General features: G+C 43.9%; 13 protein-coding genes. 2 read left to right on the plus strand and 11 right to left on the minus strand.

From position 1 onward, the window contains the following. The first annotated feature begins 301 nt into the window (after nt 1-301). Together A4V09_RS16325 and A4V09_RS16330 are read left to right on the plus strand one after the other, a co-directional pair. Nucleotides 302-2,095 (plus strand): sensor histidine kinase, encoded by a 1,794-nt coding sequence (locus tag A4V09_RS16325; protein WP_065543277.1) that lies wholly within the window; start codon nt 302-304, stop codon nt 2,093-2,095. Between the two features lies 1 nt (nt 2,096). Beyond that, nucleotides 2,097-3,638 carry a response regulator transcription factor gene (locus A4V09_RS16330; RefSeq protein WP_065543278.1) on the plus strand — a complete coding sequence of 514 codons (1,542 nt, stop codon included), beginning with the start codon at nt 2,097-2,099 and terminating at the stop codon, nt 3,636-3,638. Between the two features lie 80 nt (nt 3,639-3,718). Here A4V09_RS16330 and A4V09_RS16335 read toward each other — a convergent pair whose 3' ends face one another. From A4V09_RS16335 to A4V09_RS16385, 11 genes are all read right to left on the minus strand, one after another. Beyond that, a complete protein-coding gene (locus A4V09_RS16335; protein WP_065543279.1) occupies nt 3,719-5,470 on the minus strand; it encodes an extracellular solute-binding protein in 1,752 nt (583 codons plus the stop codon). 13 nt (nt 5,471-5,483) lie between these two features. Beyond that, on the minus strand, nt 5,484-6,395 hold the full coding sequence (locus A4V09_RS16340; protein WP_065543280.1) for a carbohydrate ABC transporter permease: 912 nt from the start codon (nt 6,393-6,395) through the stop codon (nt 5,484-5,486). 21 nt (nt 6,396-6,416) lie between these two features. Then, on the minus strand, nt 6,417-7,349 hold the full coding sequence (locus tag A4V09_RS16345) for an ABC transporter permease (protein ID WP_065543281.1): 933 nt from the start codon (nt 7,347-7,349) through the stop codon (nt 6,417-6,419). Between the two features lie 211 nt (nt 7,350-7,560). Next, complete coding sequence (locus A4V09_RS16350) at nt 7,561-9,684, minus strand: glycoside hydrolase family 3 C-terminal domain-containing protein (RefSeq protein WP_065543282.1); 2,124 nt, start codon at nt 9,682-9,684, stop codon at nt 7,561-7,563. Nucleotides 9,685-9,856: 172 nt separating this feature from the next. Beyond that, nucleotides 9,857-11,317 (minus strand): glycoside hydrolase family 26 protein, encoded by a 1,461-nt coding sequence (locus A4V09_RS16355; RefSeq protein WP_089280624.1) that lies wholly within the window; start codon nt 11,315-11,317, stop codon nt 9,857-9,859. A 27-nt stretch (nt 11,318-11,344) separates the two neighbouring features. Further along, nucleotides 11,345-11,977 carry a YesL family protein gene (locus tag A4V09_RS16360; protein WP_065543283.1) on the minus strand — a complete coding sequence of 211 codons (633 nt, stop codon included), beginning with the start codon at nt 11,975-11,977 and terminating at the stop codon, nt 11,345-11,347. Between the two features lie 9 nt (nt 11,978-11,986). Further along, on the minus strand, nt 11,987-14,314 hold the full coding sequence (gene yicI, locus A4V09_RS16365) for an alpha-xylosidase (protein WP_065543284.1): 2,328 nt from the start codon (nt 14,312-14,314) through the stop codon (nt 11,987-11,989). Nucleotides 14,315-14,817: 503 nt separating this feature from the next. Next, complete coding sequence (locus A4V09_RS16375) at nt 14,818-17,343, minus strand: FAD-dependent oxidoreductase (protein WP_065543286.1); 2,526 nt, start codon at nt 17,341-17,343, stop codon at nt 14,818-14,820. Between the two features lie 963 nt (nt 17,344-18,306). Next, complete coding sequence (locus A4V09_RS24570) at nt 18,307-18,504, minus strand: hypothetical protein (RefSeq protein ID WP_157123513.1); 198 nt, start codon at nt 18,502-18,504, stop codon at nt 18,307-18,309. A 47-nt stretch (nt 18,505-18,551) separates the two neighbouring features. After that, entirely contained in the window at nt 18,552-19,910 is a 1,359-nt protein-coding gene (locus A4V09_RS16380) for a C40 family peptidase (protein WP_065543287.1), read from the minus strand. Nucleotides 19,911-20,242: 332 nt separating this feature from the next. Continuing rightward, entirely contained in the window at nt 20,243-21,670 is a 1,428-nt protein-coding gene (locus tag A4V09_RS16385; protein WP_065543288.1) for a C40 family peptidase, read from the minus strand. Nucleotides 21,671-21,837: the final 167 nt, after the last annotated feature.

Consider the following 21,837-nt stretch of genomic DNA (forward strand, 5'->3'; position numbering starts at 1 on the left):
GAATCCGGACAGCTTGATACGCTGCGCAACCATGATTACGGCGCTTTCGGTAACTTCGTTTTTCAGCGCAGCCCGTAGCCGGGCGTCCGTTTTGAAATCCAACGCCGAAAAGCTGTCGTCCATTGCAGAAGCCAGTTCTTATAAACCGCGCCACTAATAAGTACCGTATATCTACACTGAAAAATACCGTAGAATAGTTTCCCCAGTGTCTTTCAATTCATGAAAAAAACTAATATAATTAAATCAGAAAAGAGCATGACAGTTCAGGTATCTGAAGTGTTATAAAAAAGCGGAGGTTCCCATGGTTTATAAAAAGTTTTCCAGCCTGCTTACCAGAATTAAAGTCCAGAAACAGCTTTATATTATTTTTTTCATTGCAATTTTTATCCCTGTTGTTTCTATAGGCAATTATTTGATATATAATACACGTTCTCTCCTGCTTACACATTATGAAGAACAATCCTATTCTGATAACCTCAGAGTAAAATCTATTCTGCTGGATCTTACAAGTAATATTTATGATAAAGCGCAGTCTTTAGCCTCTGAACAGACTTTGATCCAAATATTAAGTGAAGATTTTAATTCACCAAAGGACAGTCTTCAAATCATGGAGAATTATCATGGTTTTCACCATTTTCTTGCGCAGGATGCTTCCATACAGGATATATCTGTCTATACCTTTAACACTTCACTGCCTGAATGGAAATACATACATCAAATTACAGAAGACGTAAAAAATGAAGACTGGTATCAGCAGGCCTCCCACAGCGTCACTCCTTTTTGGACGAAGGAAACCGTACTGGATGATTTTGGGAATCCCCAGGTCATCCTCAGTCTTCATACCCGTATTTTTCTGCCTTTAATTAAAAGCTACGCGATTATGAATCTGTCTGTCAGCGATAATCACCTTAAAAACAGAATTGAAAACAGCGGCCTCCATACCGTATTATGGCTGGGCGGCGAAGATTTCTTCTATTGCAGCAGAAAAAATCCGCCGGATTCTTCTCTGGCTGCATATGGCGAAAATTTAAGCGGAACATATCTGGGTAAAATAGAGCTTAAGGATCGAACTTCCATTGGATGTGTTTCCCGTCTCACCACTCATTACTCAGACAGCAGCTTCTATGTGGCCTCGCTGGATTATGACGGCATTCCATATATCAATAAAATCACCAGAATTCATATTGTGATCCTTTTCTTGATTTTACTGATCACCAGCACTTTTATATACGCCTTCTCAAAATACTTTGGCCACCGCGTTATCAAATTAAGACAAACCATGCATAATGTAAGCCATGGCAGCTACACGATCCTGGATACATTCCCTGGCACAGATGAAATATCGGAGGCCTTTACAGATCTGAATACCATGATTCAAAATATTTTGGCAAAAGAAGCGTCCGTCTATGAGGCTCAGATCCGCACGCAGGAACTAACGAATCAACAGCAGCAAATGGAGTTTAAAATGTTATCCAATCAGATCAACCCGCATTTTCTTTACAACACACTGGAAACGATTCGTATGCGCTCCTTGAAAGCCGGTAACTACGAAGTGGCAAACGCTGTAAAACTCTTAGGTAAATCCATGCGGTATGTTTTGGAAAATACAGCAACATCATTTACATTTCTTTCAAAAGAACTGGACTATATAAATATCTATATGTCCATCCAAAAACTGCGTTTTCATGAGCGGATTAATTATTCCTTAAAAACGCCGCCCCATATGGACTTGAAGGATTATCAGATTCTTCCTCTTCTTCTGCAGCCAATCGTCGAAAACGCCATTCTTCACGGTTTAGAGGATATCGAACAGGATGGGCATATTATCATACATATCACGGAGAAGGAACAAAACTTATTTGTTGATATCTTTGACAATGGCTGCGGCATGACTCCTGATGAACTCCAAAAAATGGATCAGACAATCTATCAGCATACAAAAGATTCTTCAAAAAGTATAGGACTTTACAACATCAACCAAAGAATCCGGCTTTGTTACGGATCTGCATATGGAATGCAAATAAAAAGCAAGAAGCACTGCGGAACTCTGGTTACGCTGATTCTTCCGGTGCTGACTACGAAGGAGGAACAATAAAATGAAATTATTTATCGCTGATGATGAAATTGATGTCCGTGAAGGAATCCGTTACCTTCTGGACTGGTCTCAATTAGGATTTCATATTTCCGGAGAAGGAAAAAACGGACAGGATACTCTGGAACAGATTCTAAAATTACAACCGGATGTGGTACTGTTAGATATCCGAATGCCTAAACTTTCCGGGCTGGAAGTAATAAAACAGTCAAAGGAACAGGGGTTCCAGGGTAAATTCATAATCTTAAGCGGTTATTCTGATTTTTCGTACGCACAGGAAGCTATACGTTATGGCGTTACCTGTTATCTTACAAAACCTATTGATGAGGATGAGTTGGAAAAAGCGGTTCTGGATGCCAGGGCCTCTGTTTTATCTGAGCAAAATGCTCAGAAGAAGTTTGTCCAGTACCGCGGCAAAGCCAGGGATTCTATTCTCCGCGATATCCTGCTTGATCACACGGATCATCCATGTATAGACAGCCATGATATGATGCTGGAGGCCTCTGTTTATCAGGTCGTTATCTATACAAATTATAATCAGGACTCTTTCAGAACCACATGGGATTTTGCAGATATCCTGAGGCTTGCCAACAACAACCATAATTCCCTGGAATACACGAAGCTTGATAATCAGGATATCATTATCTTAAAGGGTGACATTACTTTGAATCGGTTTAAAGACTTACTCCATCACTATATCAGTCATCCCCAGAAAGGTTCTCCCCTGGATTCACTGTTTCTTACCTATGGCAGACCGGTCTTTTCAGCAGAACACCTTCATGTCTCATTTGAGGATGCCCGCTTTTTGATGACCCGCAGGTTTTTTTGTCAGTATAACCAGCATGTTTTGGGTTATCCCGACTTTCCAAAAGATTCTCTTTCGCCTGCCGGAAATTTTTCTTTTGAGAACATTTACTCCCAGCGTATTTCTGACTACATTCAGTCAGGAAACCGTTATATGTTAGAAAATGTACTGGATGAATTGAAAGAGGCCGTCTATTATTCATGTATAGATACTTCTGCCTTAAAACATTATCTGGCTGACATAATGATACAGGTAAAATTCATTATTACACATACTTACGGAAATATTAATATACCTATTCCCGATAATACCGCTATCCTGAACACCATTGAAGAAAAGTATTATCTTTATGAGATTCTTCAGTTCTTTCTTGTCCAGTTTGAAATGTGTATGAACGCCATCGGTTCCCCTACCTTCGAGAGTATTATGGACGGTATCCTGCAGTATATTGATCACAATTATAAAGAAAACCTGAAATTAAACTCCATAGCAAAAATATTCGGTTATAACAGCTCTTACCTGGGCAAGGTCTTTCATAAAAGCACGGGGAAAAATTTTAACGCCTACGTGGACCAAGTCAGGATTGAAAACTCTAAAAGGCTTCTGCTGGGTCAGGAGTATAAGGTCTATGAGATCGCAAAGCTTGTAGGATATACGAATGTGGATTATTTCCACAAAAAATTCAAAAAGCTGATCGGGGTAAGTCCCGCGGAGTACCGGAGAACCCATTCCACAATATAAGAGCGGATTCTCCAATCTTCCCGGAGAAAAATGCACCCCGAAACCGATGTGGGCATTTATCGGTTTCGGGGTTCTGTTTCTTACTTATTATTATATTCTTCTATGGCTTTTACTTTTGCCTTTGCCTCATCTTTTGCATTCTGAATATCCAATTCCAGTACCTGGTCATAACCAAGTCCTTTCACCGTGTCCTGCATATTTTTAAGTACAGACTTAAACTCTGCCTCATCTTTTGCAAAGACCATCTTCCAGGAACTGTCTTTGATCACTTCCTTACACTGATTTCTCAATGTGGTGATATCGGAAGGCTCTTCCGGCTGGGAATAAGAAGTGCCGGCTGAAACAGAAAGCGCATCATTCATTTCAAGAAATTCTACTGTTGTCTTGGCTCCCCCTGTATATTCCTGCCAGTCAAGATCCAGCGGAGTATTGTTTTTCTCAAGTTCTGATGACCACATTGCCCTTGAATACGGTTCCTTATTTTCCGGATTTATGTTCGTTACGGACAACGCTTTGAAATTCAATGCTGAAACTCCGTCTGTATATTCTCCCCCGCCCCATTCTTCCGGAACACTTACTTTCTCACCATTTAATGCCTTATTTCCAAAGTCTGTCCTGACAGCCTTGTCATCTTTCATTTCCCAGGTTAAACCTTCCGGTCCGGCCTGATACAATTCCATTCCTTCCGGTGAATAAAGCCAGTCAATGAAATCTGCCATTCTTTCAGGGTCTTCTGCCTTACTGCCAATACCTATCATATTCTTTGTATTTCCCTGTGCATAGCAGCCATACGCAAAACACTCCATGTCGTCAATCATAAGCGGCATGAAGCCTTTGCCTGCCTCTTTATTTTCTGCTGTGTTATAGCAGTCTTTTCCCTGCCATGACCAGTGTGATGTGAGCACCTGCCCATCGCGGTATTTATTAGCCAGCGTATCCCAATTCTGAGTTGTGGACTCAGGATCTACCAGCCCTTCCTGATTCGCGTCGAACAAGAATTTCAGTGAGCGCACATACAAACCCTCATCGGCAATCACATCCTGAATATCACTTCCGTCGGCCTTCGCCATAGCGAAACCGCTCTCAAGATATCCATAAAGAGACGCATAATTCTTTGCACCTACCATCAGGCCGTCATCCCAGTCTTTAAACATTGAAATTGCATAGGTTTTCTTTCCTGAATCACTCTCCGGCACCTGCTCCTGCATGGCTTTCATGGCCGGAATATAATCTTCAAGTGTCTTTACCTCAGGGTAGCCTGCAGCCTTATACGCATCCCATCTTACCAGCGGTGAAACAAGCGGTTCAATTCCGTCTTCCACAGATTCCGGCGAATTGTCAGAGATTTCACTGGGTATTGCATATATTCCATCCTGTTCAGTAAGCTGCTTTGTCTGTGTGATTGCATCTTCATATTCTTTCATAACAGCTTTATTCTTCAGAAGGTCTGTCATATCCATAAGAAGGCCCGCTTTTACCAGATCGTTCAGGCGTCCGTTTTGTGTCCCCACAATAACAAGATCTCCTAAATTTCCTGCGGCGGAACGTGTCTGAAACAAAGCATCACCGCCTCCTGCAACATTCGGAGCAATAATATTTAATTCCATATTAAATTTATCTTTCACAATCTTGCCGAACCATCCCGACTGAATCCCCTGATAATTGGCCAGCGTATCGAAAACATCCACTGTAAGAAACTCTTTATACTTTTCATTGCTGCCGCTTTCTTTGGAGGCCGTGCCGTCCGCATCCTCACTGGCTCCGCATCCTGATAAAACCGTTGCCGCTGTCATCGCGACACATAAAAATATACTCACTAATCTCTTTTTCATTATCCTTTACTCCTTATCCTTTCACGGAACCAATCATGATCCCTTTCACAAAAAACCGCTGAAAAACCGGATATACAAACAAAATCGGAAGCACAACGATGACGGAAACCGTCATACGAATAGATGTGGGGGTCTGCTGTGTGGCAAGACTTCCCGCTATAGCGGAGGTTCCGCTGTTTCTCACCAAAGCTGCCAAGGAATTGGCCTGGTTTATGTAGATATACAACAGATACTGCAGGGAATACAGCTTCTGTTCCGTAATATAGATCAATGTATCCTGAAAAGAGTTCCATTGTCCTACTGCTGAAAAAATAGCCACTGTGGCAAGAATAGGCTTTGCAGTAGGCAGGATAATCTTTCCGAAGACGGTGAAGATTCCCGCCCCGTCAATCTCGGCTGCTTCCTGGAGGGATTTTGGCATAGATTCCACATATGTCTTTACCAGAATGATATTAAACGGCTGTACGATTGCCGGTATCACATACACCCAAAAGGTATTTGTCAAATGCAGGGTCTGCATAGTGACAAACATAGGAATCAGACCTGCGTTAAAATACATTGTGATGACAAAAAAGCGATACCAGAATTTCCGATGCCACATATTTTCCTGGGTAAACATAAATCCCAGAAACGCGGAGGCAAACACCGTACAAATGGTACCCATAACGGTTCTGCCCAGTGATACAAGAGCCGCGGTTGATAATCCGTCCAGGGACAAAACCTGTACATAGTTATCAAAATGTACTGCTCTTGGCCAAAAATTAATATAGCCATTGGCGCTCAGGTCATTGGCGCTGACCGTATTGATAATCATGTAATAAAACGGATAAACACAAATTAATGTAAGCAGTAAAAATACCAAATGATTTATCATATTGAATGATGCATCACTGGCCTTTATTCTTTTATGTTTTTTTCCTGTCATTTTGCTCCACTCTTTCCCTCCCTAAATAATAGATTCTCCGCGTGTTTTTTTCGATACAAAATTCACAATAAACAGCAGCGTTACACTGACAATACTTTTCATCATACTAATTGCCGTGGCCAGGGATAAACTGCTGCCCGTCATACCTATATTGTACACGTAAAGATCCAATACCTGAATATGCGCTTTATTAAACGAATTCTGGAATACATAATACTGGTCCATACCATTGTTCAAAAAGTTGGCGACTGCCATCATGAGCAATACAAAGAATGTGGGCATCAGCGCAGGGAGTGTGATATTGCGCATAAGCTGAAATCTGTTTGCCCCGTCAACCCGGGCCGCTTCATATAATTCTGCGTCAATTCCTGAAATGGCAGCCAGATACATAATCGCTCCCCAGCCAAGCCCTTTCCAGATATTCCATAATGTCATCCACAGCCAGACATGGGTATCGCTGTCCAAAAACTTAACAGGTGTTGTTATGATCCCCATATTCTGAAGCCATGTATTTACCATGCCGCTGTCTGTAAACAAGCTAAACGCTACAGAATACACCAATACCCAGCTTATAAAATTAGGGAGGGTAGTCAGGGTTTGAACCAGATTTTTAAACCACTTGCATTTAATTTCATTCAAAAACACGGCAAACCCCATAGGCAGAATTGATGTAAAGATTCCCAGCAGGCTCATGGCAAAGGTATTTTTCATAACCTGAAACATTTGCATGATCTGTGTCGTATTTGTAAACAGCGTTCTAAACCATTTCCACCCTACAAAATCACATTGTGACAATTTCAAAGGCGGCTTATAATCAAAAAATGCATATAACCACCCATGCAGAGGAAAATAGGAAAACAAAAAACACAGCACAATAAAGGGAACGATACAATAAAACAGCCTGCGGCTTTGTGCCTGTTTTCCAGTTGTTTTTTTTGGAACAGACTTTTTCATCCTCTTTGTCTCCTATTCTTAATAAAAATATAAAATTGTTTTTTGCTGCAGCATCTTTCTTACATGAGCAGTATAGCATTTTCTCTTATTTAGTCCTACCATCCAAATCAGTTTATAAATGTGGAAAAAAATGTGTTTTTCTGTTTTCCTGTGAAAAACTCTATTTTTTTCAGTATTATATCTTCATTTTTTTCTGTAAGATTCTGTTTTCCTATTCCAAAACTACTTTTAGTTCTATGGGATTTGTGCCTGTAAGCTTCCTGCTTCTTTGGTCAGGCTGTGAAATGCCTGCGAACAGCTTAAAATTCTTACTTACAACGCGGCGTTCTCCCTGCTCATTGACCACATTCATAGCAGAATTGGGAACCGCCAGCTTTACTGATTCCGCGTCTCCTGCCTTGAGCATAACTCTTTTAAATGCGCACAGACTGCAGTTATGTACCGCCAGAGGGGAATCTAAATCTTTTATATAGATCTGCACCACCTCTTCCGTGTCTCTAGTTCCCCTGTTCTTTACTGTCACTTCTAATTCAATGCATGAGTTTTCTGCCGCCTTATTCAGAATTTCGGCCTTTGTCACCTGTACATCCCCGTAAGTCAGCCCATATCCGAATGGATAGAGTGCATCTTTTTCCATATAGCGGTAAGTCCGGTTTTTCATGGAATAGTCCGTGAACTCCGGCATTCCTTCCAAATCCCTGTAAAATGTAACAGGCAGCTTACCGGACGGTGAAACTTTGCCAAACAGCAGGTCCGCAATTGCTTTTCCCCCTCTTGCCCCAGGATACCAGGCCATAAGAATGCCGCTGCAATTCTCTTCCGCATAGTTTAAATCAACGGCACTTCCCGCCATTAACACAACTACTGTGGGCTTGCCGGCAGCCGTTACTTTTTCAATTAATTCTTCTTGTACTTTGGGAAGATGCAGATCTTTTTTATCCCCTGAGGCATAAAAATTACCGTCATCTCCCTCCTCGCCTTCCAAGGTTTCGTCAAGGCCGACGCAGATGATCACTACATCACTATGCTCTGCAGTGATGACCGCCTCGGAGATCCTGTCCTGCTTCCAGGCAAGATTCTCCACTTTATCATTTTTCAGATGGCAGCCTTCCGAATACAGCACACGTACCTCTTCGCCGGCTTCATCCTGAATGCCTTCCAAAACTGTAATATACCTGGACGCGGTTCCATGATAATTGCCAATCAGCGCGGCGCGGCTGTCCGCATTTGGTCCCACCACTCCAATCGTCCTCAGTTTTGATTTATCTAAAGGAAGAATACCGTCATTTTTCAGTAAAACGCTGCCCTTCCTTGCCATATCAACGGCTGTCTCCAGATGTTCTCTACATTCCACCACTTCATATGGAATTTCATCATATACACTGCCATCTAGCAATCCTAGCAGATATCTGGACGCAAGTGCTCTTTTTGCTGCTTTTGTAATATCCGCTTCCGAGACCAGCCCCTCTTCCACAGCGCCCATAAGATGCAGATAGGTATTTCCGCAATTGATATCACAGCCGCGCTTCAGCGCAAGAGCTGCTGATTCTCTGGCATTTTTTGTCACCTTATGGTTTTCATGAAAATCCCTGATCGCTCCGCAGTCTGATACAAAATGGCCGTCAAAATCCCACAGTCCCCGAAGCACCTCCTCCATCAGATATCTATGCGCACAGCACGGCTCCCCGTTGGTACAGTTGTAAGCTCCCATTACCGCTTCTACATCAGCCTGTGTCACCAGAGCCTCAAATGCGGGGAGATACGTTTCCCACAGGTCTTTCATGGTGACAACAGCATCAAATTCATGGCGGATCGCTTCCGGCCCGCTGTGCACCGCAAAATGTTTTGCGCACGCCCCTGCTTTCATAACAGGTCCTTCCCCTTGAATCCCCTCTACAAAACGTACCCCCAAACGGGAGGTCAGATATGGATCCTCGCCATATGTTTCGTGCCCCCTCCCCCAACGGGGATCACGGAATATGTTTACATTAGGGGACCAAAAAGTCAGACCCTTATAGATATCCCTGTCCCCATGCTTTGCGTATTCATTGTACTTTGCTCTTCCTTCCGTGGCAATGATATTGCCTGCTTTTTGCATAGCCTCCTCATCAAAAGCCGCTGCCATCCCAATCGCCTGAGGAAACACAGTGGCAGTACCTGCCCTTGCAACACCGTGAAGTGCTTCATTCCAGTAATTGTAAGCAGGTATGCCAAGACGTTCCACCGGGGAGGCATGGTATTTTAACTGGGACACCTTTTCCAGAAGTGTCATTTCAGATACACGTTCCTGGGCTTTTATTCTGGCTTCAGCCCTTTCTTTCCTGAAATTTTTCATAACCTCTCTCCTCTGTCTGCTTATATTCGTTTATGCGTAACTGTTCAGTACCCTCACAGTCACACGCAAAAATCCATGCAGAATCGCCTTTGGCGATGGGATTTTTGCCTGGCTGCGGAATGCTTTCTTACGGTCAGCGCAGTGAATGCGCAGACCTACTGAATAGTTACGTTTATACAAAAACCGGTTCGTATCTTACTCTTATCCCCGGCAGTTTTGTCACTTGATAATAATAGTTCTCCTGCCAGTCCTTTCCCTGGGAGGGGTGATTCTCTCCATCCCCCGGCGGTGCAAAGATATGTAGTGGCAGTATCGTATTTGCTTTTACGGTTGTTTCAAAAAAGGCCGGCATAAAATCTACAAATGTGGTTCCCGGCGCTTTATAGAACCAATGTCCGTTGAGCTCCATCATGAAATTTGCTTCTGCTAATTCCCCTTCAAAACAGGCTTCTGCAAACACGGGCATGGATTCCAGATTTATCTCCATACATATCCCTTCCGCATCCTCAGAACCTCCCCACCGAAGGGTCACAGGTAATGCGGCATATTCTTCTCCGGCTATAACAGGCTTGAAAAAGTCCTGATGTATAATATCTCTGTATACAGACAAGACCGGCTGTTCAATCCCAACGTCCCGGTTATTGGGATCCGTTATCTCCAGTCCAAGTCTTCCGTCATCCCGGAACTGATAAAGCGTCAAACCGCTCAGCCATTTCTCCTTATCCTCTGCTATTATCTGGAAAAATTCTTTTACCCGTTCTGCCTGGGCAAAAGGCCCCATTACATCTCCGTCATCATTAAACTCTGATATTACCATGGGTTTTTCTTCCCCGTGATTCAAATATCTGTAACGTTTATAGCTGAGTTTTGCTAATTCGTATATATGGGATGTCAGCCGGTAGTTATGTTTAAAATTATCTTTCTCCGCCACCTCAAAAGGCCATCCCCAGTTTAGAGACAGGTAATGATCTACTGACCAGATATCTGCTTTATTTATGGTGTCCCTGAACTCCTGTTCTTTCGTGATTTCACAGGAATCCAATTCTTCTATTCCTCCCAGACAGATGATCGTTCTCACATTCGGTGCGTATTCTTTTAAAACACAGTGGAATTTAACAAAAAAATCCGCCACTTCCTGATAAGAAGCTCTTTTATTAAAGGAAAACCAAGTACCTGTTGCCTCATGATTCAGGCGCAGCATGATTCTTCCAAAGGTTCTCAGATCCTTTGCGACTGCAATCATCTGGGCTTCTGTAATCTTAGTGTCACAAGTAAGCGTAAGTATCACATCCTGCCCATGTCTCCGGACATCTTTTATAGAAGTAAACGGCTCGCCTTCCCTATTCCCCTCTGCACCTCCCAGATAGGGAAAATAATCGTCATAAGGGTAGTCCCAACTGGATTCGCCGCTTTTCCCCGGAAAGGCTTTGCTGGCCCTGCAGGGCCAGCCCTCATCAAGAGGATAATAGCAGTACATTAAATTAATGGCTCTGTGCGGCCTGTGTAATTTTTGAAGAATATAATCCTGGTTTACATAAAGTCCCCTCTCGCTGCCGTCTCCCAAATCAACCGCACACTTTGCCGGCTTCATCGTCACTTTTTTCATTCTCTTTAAACAGTTTGTTTCTGTCATATCTCTTATACCTCCTTATCTTCCTCATTAACCCCGGATGGCTTTTACCGGCCTTTCAGGTTCATATTTTTCAAATACCTTTACAAGGATGTATGCCTGACAATAAGATATAAATGCAAAGCCAAATATTATAAAAAATATGCGGCAGGCACCTGACATACAGTATAATGTAACTGACAAAGCCAAAAGCAACAGTAAGATCACAGAATATTTCATGTTGGAAAGCGCAATCAGTATGGAGTTTTTGAGTGTCCGTCTGACCGTATTTTCAAATCTTGCATTCAGGGCCATCCCATAACAAAGGGAAAATAAATATATAAATGAACAGAACACAAGAATCAAAAACACAAGCTTTCCAGCCAAAGTATCATATTGTATCCAAAACACCAGATTAAACAAAAGTACAGCACCGGCTGCCGCATAAATAAGAGAAAGCTGAAACGCTGATTTGAAGTTCGCCTTCAGCGCCTGCAGATAAGGGCGAACCATATATCCATGCTCCTCCCTTGCCTCCTGCAGGGTAACAGAAAACAATGCGCATACAGCCGGGCCGATTGTAATAACAGGAATGCAGGTGCACAAAAATATAACATTTAAAACAATAAAATCTGTCATGGTTTCCAGAAACCGGAAAACAGGACTTTCCATATTAAATTTCATAAGCGCCTCCTATATACTGATTATTACAGACGGTTCCTTAGCTTCTATGACGCAGTCCCGTCCGTCTTGTATGAGAACGCCTCCGCTCACGCTGCTGAATGCACGGTTCAGAAACCGGATCCGGAAGCTGCCGCGTGCTGTCACTCTGCAAAGTATTGTTTCTTTTTTCTGCTCTATGGTCATGCGGAACACTTCTTTCCCATCCTCGTATACCACTGTCCCTGCCTTTCCCTGTAGTTCATATACCTTCAGCTCCATATTTTCTGCATAAGAATCTGCTGCTCTGACCAGACGGCATGCAGTTGGAAGAATCGAATTTTCTCTTACCCAAAGAGGAATAGAATCATATCCATGACGCTCCTTCCGCCAGATTCCCCCCGGGGCAGTCTCTCCTGTAAGGTAATTCGTCCAGGTCCCCTGGGGAAGATAATAGGATACCTCCCCGTCCTCACCAAAAACAGGCGCTGCCAGCAGCTTCTCCCCAAGCATATACTGCCTGTCCAGGTAATAGCAGGCCGGATCCTGTTCAAATTCCAGCACCATACTTCTCATCATGGGAATACCGGTTCTGGCCGTATCGCAAGCACTGCTGCAGAGATACGGCAGTAATTCCAATTTAAGCTTCGTAAAGCGCCGCAGGACTTCCACAGACTCTTCGTCATATGCCCATGGCACACGGTAAGAGGTACTTCCGTGAAGCCTGCTGTGGGAAGAAAGCAGGCCAAAGGCTGCCCATCTCTTGTACACATCCGGTGTGGAGGTGCTTTCAAAACCACCTATGTCATGGCTCCAATATCCGAAGCCTGACATGGTAAGGGACAATCCCCCTCGCAAACTCTCTGCCATAGCCTCATAACTGGACCAGCAGTCTCCGCCCCAGTGTACCGGAAACTTCTGTCCCCCAACCGTGGCTGACCTTGCAAACAATACGGCATCCTGGGCTCCTCTCTTTTTCTGAAGCAGTTCGTACACCGTCTTATTGTACAGATAGGTATAGAAATTATGCATCTTCACCGGGTCCGAGCCGTCATAATATCGGATGCCCTCCGTGGGGATCCGCTCCCCAAAATCAGTCTTAAAACAGTCCACGCCCATATCAAGAAGACTTTCCAGCTTCTCCTGATACCATCTGCAGGCCCTAGGATTGGTAAAGTCCACCAGCGCCATGCCCGGCTGCCACATATCCCACTGCCACACATCCCCGTTTTCCCTCTCCACCAGATATCCCTTATCCATGCCTTCCTCAAACAGCCAGGATTCCTCTGCAATATAGGGATTGATCCAGACACATATTTTCAAACCCCTTTCTTTTATTCTGGAAAGCATTCCCTTCGGATCAGGAAATACCCTGCTGTCCCATACAAAATCACTCCAGTGGAATTCCTTCATCCAAAAACAGTCAAAATGAAATACCTGCAGGGGTATTCCCCGCTCCTCCATCCCATCAATAAAACTCATAACTGTTTCCTCATCATAATCCGTGGTAAATGATGTTGACAGCCAAAGCCCGAAGGTCCATTTCGGCGGCAGGGAGGGTTTTCCTGTCAAACCGGTATAACGCTCCAGCACCTCCTTCATAGACGGACCATTGATAAAGAAATAATCAAGATACTCACCCGGTACGTTGAATTCCACCTTGGATACCTGCTCTGTTCCAACCTCAAAGGATACTTTCTCCGGATGGTTCACGAATACACCGTATCCCCTGTTCGTGAGGTAAAAAGGTATATTCTTATAGGACTGTTCTGTACTTGTTCCCCCATCTTCATTCCAAATGTCCACGCTTTGTCCATTTTTGATAAACGGCGTGAAACGCTCTCCAAGACCATAGACCAGTTCTCCTACTGACAATCCCAACTGCTGCCGCATATAAGCATCCTGGCTGCCTTTGTCATAGGCATACCCTTTCCAGTCCGTTTTCATATACGCCAGATCGCGCCCGCTGCTCTTAGAAAGTGCTTCACCCCTGCGTTCATATGTCATACTCCAGTTTTCTTTTGTCAGCACCAGGCAAAGCGTACCACTTGAGATCCTTATGGTTTCTTCCTCCTCTCTGACATCCAAATCAACCGTCTCCCCTGCCTCAAGTTCAAATTCCGGGCCGGTTCTTCTCACGCCTTTGTGGTGACAGATTCTGACCCTCAGCACCTCCGGCATAGGCGAGGTAATTTCCAGATTCAGATTAATTCCTCCCAGCGTATCTCCTCTGTGCCTGATTCTGGTAGTCGGTGCACAGATCACTACCCTTTTCTGCTCCTTTTTCACATAATAAACCTGCTGCGGCGCGAAACATTCACACCCTTCTTTCTGCAGCCAGCATCCGTTACTGAATTTCATATCCTGTTTCCTCCTGCACTAATATAATCAAAAAAGAGTACCATATACGAACTTCCTCTTGATATGCATTATAAGTGAGTGTCTGCTTTCTGCATACAGACAAAATTCAAGAAAAAACACACACAAAATCAGAGCAAAACCTTGCCGCTGAACCATAAAGGGGCGTCGGGAAATAGATGGGTACCTTCCGGCTCATAATTTTCCACGGCCGCAAAAGGGCCTACATAAGCCCAGCCCGCAATTACTCGGATTTAAATCTTTTTAAGACCATCAAGGGTATACTGCCTGTGCCCGCGTGGCCATGGTCTACATCCTGCATTCTTCCCCAGGCACGTACAATGCCGCCACAAAGGCGCCGGTTCTTTTTGTCATGAAACTCTGGTATAAAGATTGTAAAAGGAACAACCGGTTTATCTGCCGTATGGAAAGTTTCCCTTTGAAAACCGCAAAAAACCAGGCATTGGACGCACGCCCCTGCCTGGTTTTCCCATAAATACTATTTACTATTTCATTACTTCCTGATACGTGGCATGTTTTTCCAACGCCTCTGTCATCTCTGCCAGACGGCTTACATCTCCGATCAAAATCACACCACAGAGCCGGTTATTCAGGAAATAAAACTTCTGATACTGCTTCTTTCCCATATCCTTAAATTCAACTGTTTTATAAATCAAATTCGGATTCTTTCCATTATCGCCCGCAGCAAAAAGCGCGGTCCCCATTCCATGGAAATTCAGTGCCGCTGATACGGTCTCATATTCCAAATTATCACCTGCCGCATTGGCTCCGGCTGTCTTACCCTGTTCCACAGCCTGACTCCACAATCCATAATTGATCCCCTGATACTGGGCACAGTCTCCGCACGCATAAATGTCCTCCATACTGGTTTCCATCCTGGCATTGACCACAACAGAACGGTCCACCTCAAGACCTGCCTCTTTTGCCACTGCGGTATTCGCCCTCACTCCGCAGGAAACTACCACCATATCAGCCGGGAGAACCTCACCATCCTCCATGCGGATTCCGGAAACAAAATCATCTCCCTCAATAGACGCGATCTTAACGCCTGTACGGATCTCGATATCCTGGGCCTCACTTATCTTCTTCAACAATTCAGCCGCAGGCTCATCAAGCTGACGTCCCATAATAACAGGCGCCAGCTCCAGCACTGTCACCCTGCACTTTGCTCTTTTCAATTCCCATGCAGCTTCCAGGCCCAGCACACCGCCGCCGATCACTGCTACATTTTTTACCTGAGGAAGCACATCTGCAATCTTTTTCGTGTCATCCAGCCTTCGGATAGCAAACACGTTCTTTTTATCCACACCCTTCATAGGCGGCACAAAACACTCTGCCCCCAAAGCATAGATAAGTTTCGTATATTTCAGCTTCATACCATCATCCAGAACTACCTCTTTACTGTCTGTATCAATCCTGTCCACCTGGCGTCCCAAAATCTGAAATACACTGTTTTCCTCATACCATGAAGTCTCATGCACAGCAATCTGACTGGCATCCAAATCCGCCATAATTGATTTTGTCAGCATAGGTCTGTTATAGGTACTATATATTTCATTAGAGATCATAGTGATGGACCCCGTTTTATCCCTCTGCCTGACAGCCTCCGCCGCACTGATTCCCGCAGCGCCGTTTCCCAGAATAAGATAGAAATTCTTTGTATCCTGATGGAATTGATTCTCTTCCTCCTCCACAGGTACAAAATGCTCTCTTCCCACTCCGCAAACCGGACAAATATCAATAGACGAATCAAAAATAGCTCCGCAGACCAGACATTTCACCAGCCTGCTTCTGCCTGACTTTCTCTCATTCTCCTTATCCTGAAGCATACACCCAAAATTATAACCAAAGTCATAAGCATCGATCAAATCCCCTTCGCTTGGTTTAAAACGAACGCGAAAGCCGTCAATGGTCCGCATACGAAGCTGTTCCAGCCGCTCCATCACATGAGGCACGCCCTCACCGCTCCATCCGTAACTGCCGAATGCACTTGCCAGCTTCTTCCCATGAGTCACAGGATACATGGAAATCAACAAATCCCAGACAGGCTTCAACGCCTCTCCCAAAATAGTCGGTGTACCAAACAGGATGCCATCTGCAAATCCCAGTTCCTCCAACACCTTCTCCTGCTCTGCATCTACCAGATCATAACTCCGCACAGCCACATTCCCGCTGTCCTCCACGCCTTTTGCAATCCTTTCTGCCAATGTCTTGGTATACCCATAAGCACTCACATAAGGGATAATTACGGTTTTCGTGCTGTTAGGATTCACAACTGTACACCATTCCTCATAAATGTCATACATCTGCTCAATCTTATCATCAAGCACCGGCCCGTGTCCGGTACAGATCATGGACACATCCAGTTCACGCACCCTTTTAAGCGCTTTCAGCATATAAGGCTTAAACGGTCCCAAAATACAATCAAAATAATACTTTGTAGCCCGCATATAACCTTCCTTGTCTGTCACCTTACTTGCCAACACATCCTGAAATCCATAGTGGGACCCAAAAGAATCACAAGTCACTAAAATCTGTTCTTCCTCAATATAAGTATACATGGTATCCGGCCAATGCAGATTCGGCACCACAAGGAACCGCAGATTCTTGTCCCCAATCTTCATGGTCTCATTATCCTTCACCGCGATCCCGGTAAAGTCACCATTTACAATCTCCTTCAAAAAGCCAAGTGCACAGCCTGTAGCTACAATCTTAAGTCCCGGGTTCAGCTTCAGCAAATTCTCAATACTGCCTGCATGATCCGGTTCCGTATGACTTACAACAAGATAATCAATCTTATCAACCGCTGTGATCTCCTGGACCTTCTCCAGATATTCATCCCAGAACTTCACCTTAGCCGTCTCAAACAAAACCGTTTTATCCCCGGCTTTCAGCACATAAGAGTTATATGTAGTGCCGAACTCCGTATACATAATAATATCAAATACCCGCAAATCCGCATCCACAATTCCTGTCCAATAAAAATTCTTCCTAAGCTCCAATGTCTTCAACTCCTATACCTTCTTTCTCTCTTTATTATCAGTTTTACCCCACAACCCCATTATATTCCAAATCCTTCAAAAAAGAAATTCTTATTTACCTATAACCCTCATAATCAAAATATATACTATTTCCCTCCACTTTACCACCCCCTATTTACACTTACACCACAATATTTCTTACCACATACTCCTCCCCTTCATTTCTCACTCCTTATTCCTTATCATTTATTCCTTATTATTTATTTCTTATCCTCTGTCTCTAACTTCTTGTTCTTTATCTTTCTTCTTTATCTTCTGGCCCTTATCTCTTGGCTCTTATCTTTTGGCCTTTATCTTTATGACCTTATCTTTTGGTTCTTATCTTTTGGTTCTTATCTTTTGGTTCTTATCTTTTGGTCTTTATCTTTTTGCCATATCTTCTGGTCTTTATCTTTTTGCCTTTATCTTTTTGACCTTATCTTTTTGACCTTATCTTTTGGTTCTTATCTTTTGGCTCTTATCTTTCGACCTTTATCTTTTAGCCCTTATCTTCTGGCCTTTATCTTTTGACCTTTACCTTTTTGCACTTATCTTTTGGCTCTTATCTTTTGGCTCTTATCTTTTGGCCTTTATCTTTTAGCCCTTATCTTCTGGCCTTTATCTTTTTGCACTTATCTTTTGGCTCTTATCTTTTGGCTCTTATCTTTTTGTACTTATCTTTTGGCTCTTATCTTTTTGTACTTATCTTTTGGCTCTTATCTTTTTGTACTTATCTTTTGGCTCTTATCTTTTTGTACTTATCTTTTGGCTCTTATCTTTTTGTACTTATCTTTTGGCTCTTATCTTTTTGTACTTATCTTTTGGCTCTTATCTTTTAGCCTTTATCTTTTAGCCTTTATCTTTCTCTTTTGCCTTTGCTATTATCTTTTTTACTTTTATCCCTTCCGCCTTTCACTACCAGGGGAATGCAAAGTATCGGGAGCGGGCCGGTGTCTATGTGGGGTGAGCGATGTACAGAGGAGCGCCGGGAAGATCCACCTGCCCCAGACGCTTAATGAAGAGGCCATTGCCGATGAATTTAGCGACTGAGAGCAGGTTAGCTTCCCGGCAGCGGAACGCTTCGCTCACCCCACATAGACACCGGCCCGCTCCCGATACTTTGCATTCCCCGTCCCCCATCCCATTAACCAAAAAAGGACTCATGCCCCAAAAGCATGAGTCCCAAACTATGTACAAAATCAATCCACAATACGTCTAACCGCAATATAAGGTCTATACAGCGCATTGCTTGAATATTTAATACCACCCTGCGGATACGGTGCAGAGTTGGATGCATGTACAATACCGCCGTCACCTGTCAGGATAGCAACATGTCCTGAATAAACGATGATATCGCCTGCGCGTGACTGGGAATAAGAAATTCCGCGTCCGTCTCCAGCCTGTGAATCACTTGTTCTTGAAATACTATATCCAAAATGAGCGAACACCTGCTGTGTAAATCCTGAACAGTCAATACCGTTTGTCAGACTGTTACCGCCATATACATACGGATTGCCGATAAACTGGCTTGCGTAGGCAACAACTGCTTCTCCGGTTGCGCTGTATCCGCCGCCGCCCTGTTCTTCTTCTTCCGGCTCTTCATATGAAGGAGTCTCCGGTTCCGGTACATAGCTGTTACCGCCACCGCCATTATTGCTTGGAGTCTCTGGCTCGTCCTCATCATCCACATCGTTATTGGTGTTGTTATTGTTCGTATTGGTATTGTTATCCGGTGTATTCGCTGTGTTCTGCTGTGCCTGTCTCTGTGCCGCAGCCTCAGCTTCCTTAGCAGCTTTCTCTTTCGCCTTCTTTGCCTCTGCAGCCTGTCTTGCTTCTTCTTCCTGGATTCTCTGAAGCTCTGCATTCTGCTGTTCGATCAGGCTTCTGTACTCATCTGCCTGTGCCTGAACGTTTGCGATCTGAGTCTCATAATCAGAAGCAACTGCCTTTTTCTCTTCCAGCGCTGCCTCTAAGTTCACCTGCTGGTCTTCCTGCGCCTGTTTCATCTCTTCCAGCTCGGCCTTTTCCTGCTCCAGCTGATTGCCCAGGTCAGTTACCTGCTGAACGGTATCTCTTAGTTTCTCCAGCTCGTCCCTGTCAAACTGATACATCTTCTCAGTGTATTCAGCTTTGCTGAGCAGGTCTGTAATGCTGTTGACCTCCAGAAGCATCTGTGCCCATGCATCACTTCCGCCGTTCTCATACAGATACTGAATCCTCTTTTTCATTGCAGCATACTGCTCATCACGGTCAGCCTCTGCTTCTGCTAAATCCTCTTTTGTTTCAACAATGGCGCCCTCTTTATCAGAGATTTCACCTTTCAGTATGTCAATCTGTGCGATTACCTGAACCAGATTCTGATCCAGAGAATCAATCTCCCCAAGTAAATTATTCTTTTTCTCTTCCAACTCCGCTTCCTTGCTCTCTGTTGCGGACAGTTTGCTTTGTGTGTTTGCTTTTTCAGCCTGCACTTCGTCTTTTCTTGCAGCTGCTACCGGCATCACCTGTGCTGCGGCCAGTGCAAAAATAAGGCTGAGACAAAGGAATCTCTTTTTCATACTGATATGTACCTCACTGTTGGTATTTAATATTTACTACTCTCTAAGTAATACTTCCGAAATAATTTTCACTTCCCGCTTATGATATCACAAATTTATTACACTTGCAAGAGGAAATCCCTGAATTCTTTAAGTTTTTGTTACAAAAATAAATTTTATAGTAATATTTTATAAAATCCGGCCATATCGTTATGCCTTTATAGGGCACATAGTCAACCCCTATCATTTCCTGTTTTTTCAGCTATCACCAAAATATACAAAGGCCGCACCCGCCACCTATTGGTGACGGGGCACGGCCCTGTTAAGTATCAAAGTGTATTGCTGCTATGTAATTACTCTACAATTCTTCTGACTGCAATATATGGTCTGTAGAGAGCATTGCTGGAATACTTGATTCCACCCTGCGGATACGGTGCAGAGTTGGATGCATGTACGATCCCTCCGTCTCCGGTAAGGATCCCAACGTGTCCGGAATATACAATGATATCACCTGCGCGGGATTCGGAATAAGAAATTCCACGGCCTGCACCTGCCTGGTCATCCGTTACACGCGGAAGGCTGTATCCAAAGTGTGCAAATACAGACTGTACAAATCCGGAACAGTCAGCACCGTTTGTCAGGCTTGTTCCGCCCCAAACATATGGATTACCGATAAACTGGCTTGCATAATCCACAACTGCCTGTCCTGTTGCACTGTAACCACTGTCGCTGCCCTGATCTTCTTCCGGCTCTTCATAATCCGGTGTCTCAGGTTCATTATAATCCGGTGTTTCCGGTTCTACTGCCGGAGGTGTCACATTATTATTGTCTTCCGGCTCCTCTGCATCATTATTATCACCAGAGACATCATTATCTGTATTATCGTTGGTATTATCGTTGGTATTACCGTTATCAGCGCTTACATCCCCGCCGTTCTGACTGTTGTCCTCTTCCTCGGCATCTTCCTGTGCCTGCTGCTGCGCGGCTTCCTGAGCTGCTTTCTCCTGAGCCTTTCTGGCTTCCTCGGCTTTTTTAGCTTCCTCTGCCTGGCGGGCTTTCTCTTCCTGGATCTTCTGCAGTTCTGCATTCTGCTGTTCGATCAGGCTTCTGTATTCATCTGCCTGTGCACGCACATTTGCAATCTGTGTTTCATAATCGGATGCCGTGGCTTTCTTCTCATCAAGAGCACTCTGCAGACTTGCCTGCTGCTGTTCCTGAGCCTGTTTCATCTCTTCCAGTTCGGCTTTCTCCTGAGCCAGCTGATTGCCAAGGTCTGTTACTTCCTGAACAGTTTCCTTCATCTTCTTCAGCTCATCTCTGTCATAATCATACATCTTCTCTGTGTACTCTGCTTTGCTGAGAAGTCCGGTAATACTGTCAGATTCCAAGAGCATCTGTGCCCAAGCATTGGTCCCGCCGTTCTCATACAGGTACTGGATTCTTTTCTTCATATCCTCATACTGTTTGTCACGGTTCGCCTCTGCAACAGCCAAATCATCTTTTGTCTTGTCGATGGCACTCTCTTTATCTGTAATCTCACCATTCAGAATATCTATCTGTGCCATAACCTGTACAAGGTTCTGGTCAATGGAGTCGATTTCGTTCAATAACGCTGTTTTCTGGTCTTCCAACTCAGATTCTTTGCTCTCTGCTGATGATAATTTACTCTGTGTCTCTGCCTTCTCAGCCTGCACATCATCTTCTCTTGCAGCTGCTACCGGCACAACCTGGGTCATGGCCATTGTAAAAATAAGACTGAGAATAAGAAATCTTTTTTTCATTATTATGTACCTCACTAATCATGTCTAATTCTGTAACTACTTGTAACATTTTTGAAATATTTCTTATCTGTCACCCATAATACCACATAATTATTACAGATGCAAGAGTTAAATTTCCAAATCATTAATTTTTTGTTACAAAATGGCATTTTTCCGTAACAATTAGT

Source organism: Blautia pseudococcoides, assembly GCF_001689125.2.
GTDB classification, from domain to species: domain Bacteria; phylum Bacillota; class Clostridia; order Lachnospirales; family Lachnospiraceae; genus Blautia; species Blautia pseudococcoides.

Bases quoted from the DNA above. Each gene is read 5' to 3' on its own strand.
- A4V09_RS16325 (WP_065543277.1), top strand. From the start codon at position 302: ATGGTTTATAAAAAGTTTTCCAGCCTGCTTACCAGAATTAAAGTCCAG.
- A4V09_RS16330 (WP_065543278.1), top strand. From the start codon at position 2,097: ATGAAATTATTTATCGCTGATGATGAAATTGATGTCCGTGAAGGAATC.
- A4V09_RS16335 (WP_065543279.1), bottom strand. From the start codon at position 5,470: ATGAAAAAGAGATTAGTGAGTATATTTTTATGTGTCGCGATGACAGCG.
- A4V09_RS16340 (WP_065543280.1), bottom strand. From the start codon at position 6,395: ATGACAGGAAAAAAACATAAAAGAATAAAGGCCAGTGATGCATCATTC.
- A4V09_RS16345 (WP_065543281.1), bottom strand. From the start codon at position 7,349: ATGAAAAAGTCTGTTCCAAAAAAAACAACTGGAAAACAGGCACAAAGC.
- A4V09_RS16350 (WP_065543282.1), bottom strand. From the start codon at position 9,684: ATGAAAAATTTCAGGAAAGAAAGGGCTGAAGCCAGAATAAAAGCCCAG.
- A4V09_RS16355 (WP_089280624.1), bottom strand. From the start codon at position 11,317: ATGACAGAAACAAACTGTTTAAAGAGAATGAAAAAAGTGACGATGAAG.
- A4V09_RS16360 (WP_065543283.1), bottom strand. From the start codon at position 11,977: ATGAAATTTAATATGGAAAGTCCTGTTTTCCGGTTTCTGGAAACCATG.
- yicI (WP_065543284.1), bottom strand. From the start codon at position 14,314: ATGAAATTCAGTAACGGATGCTGGCTGCAGAAAGAAGGGTGTGAATGT.
- A4V09_RS16380 (WP_065543287.1), bottom strand. From the start codon at position 19,910: ATGAAAAAGAGATTCCTTTGTCTCAGCCTTATTTTTGCACTGGCCGCA.
- A4V09_RS16385 (WP_065543288.1), bottom strand. From the start codon at position 21,670: ATGAAAAAAAGATTTCTTATTCTCAGTCTTATTTTTACAATGGCCATG.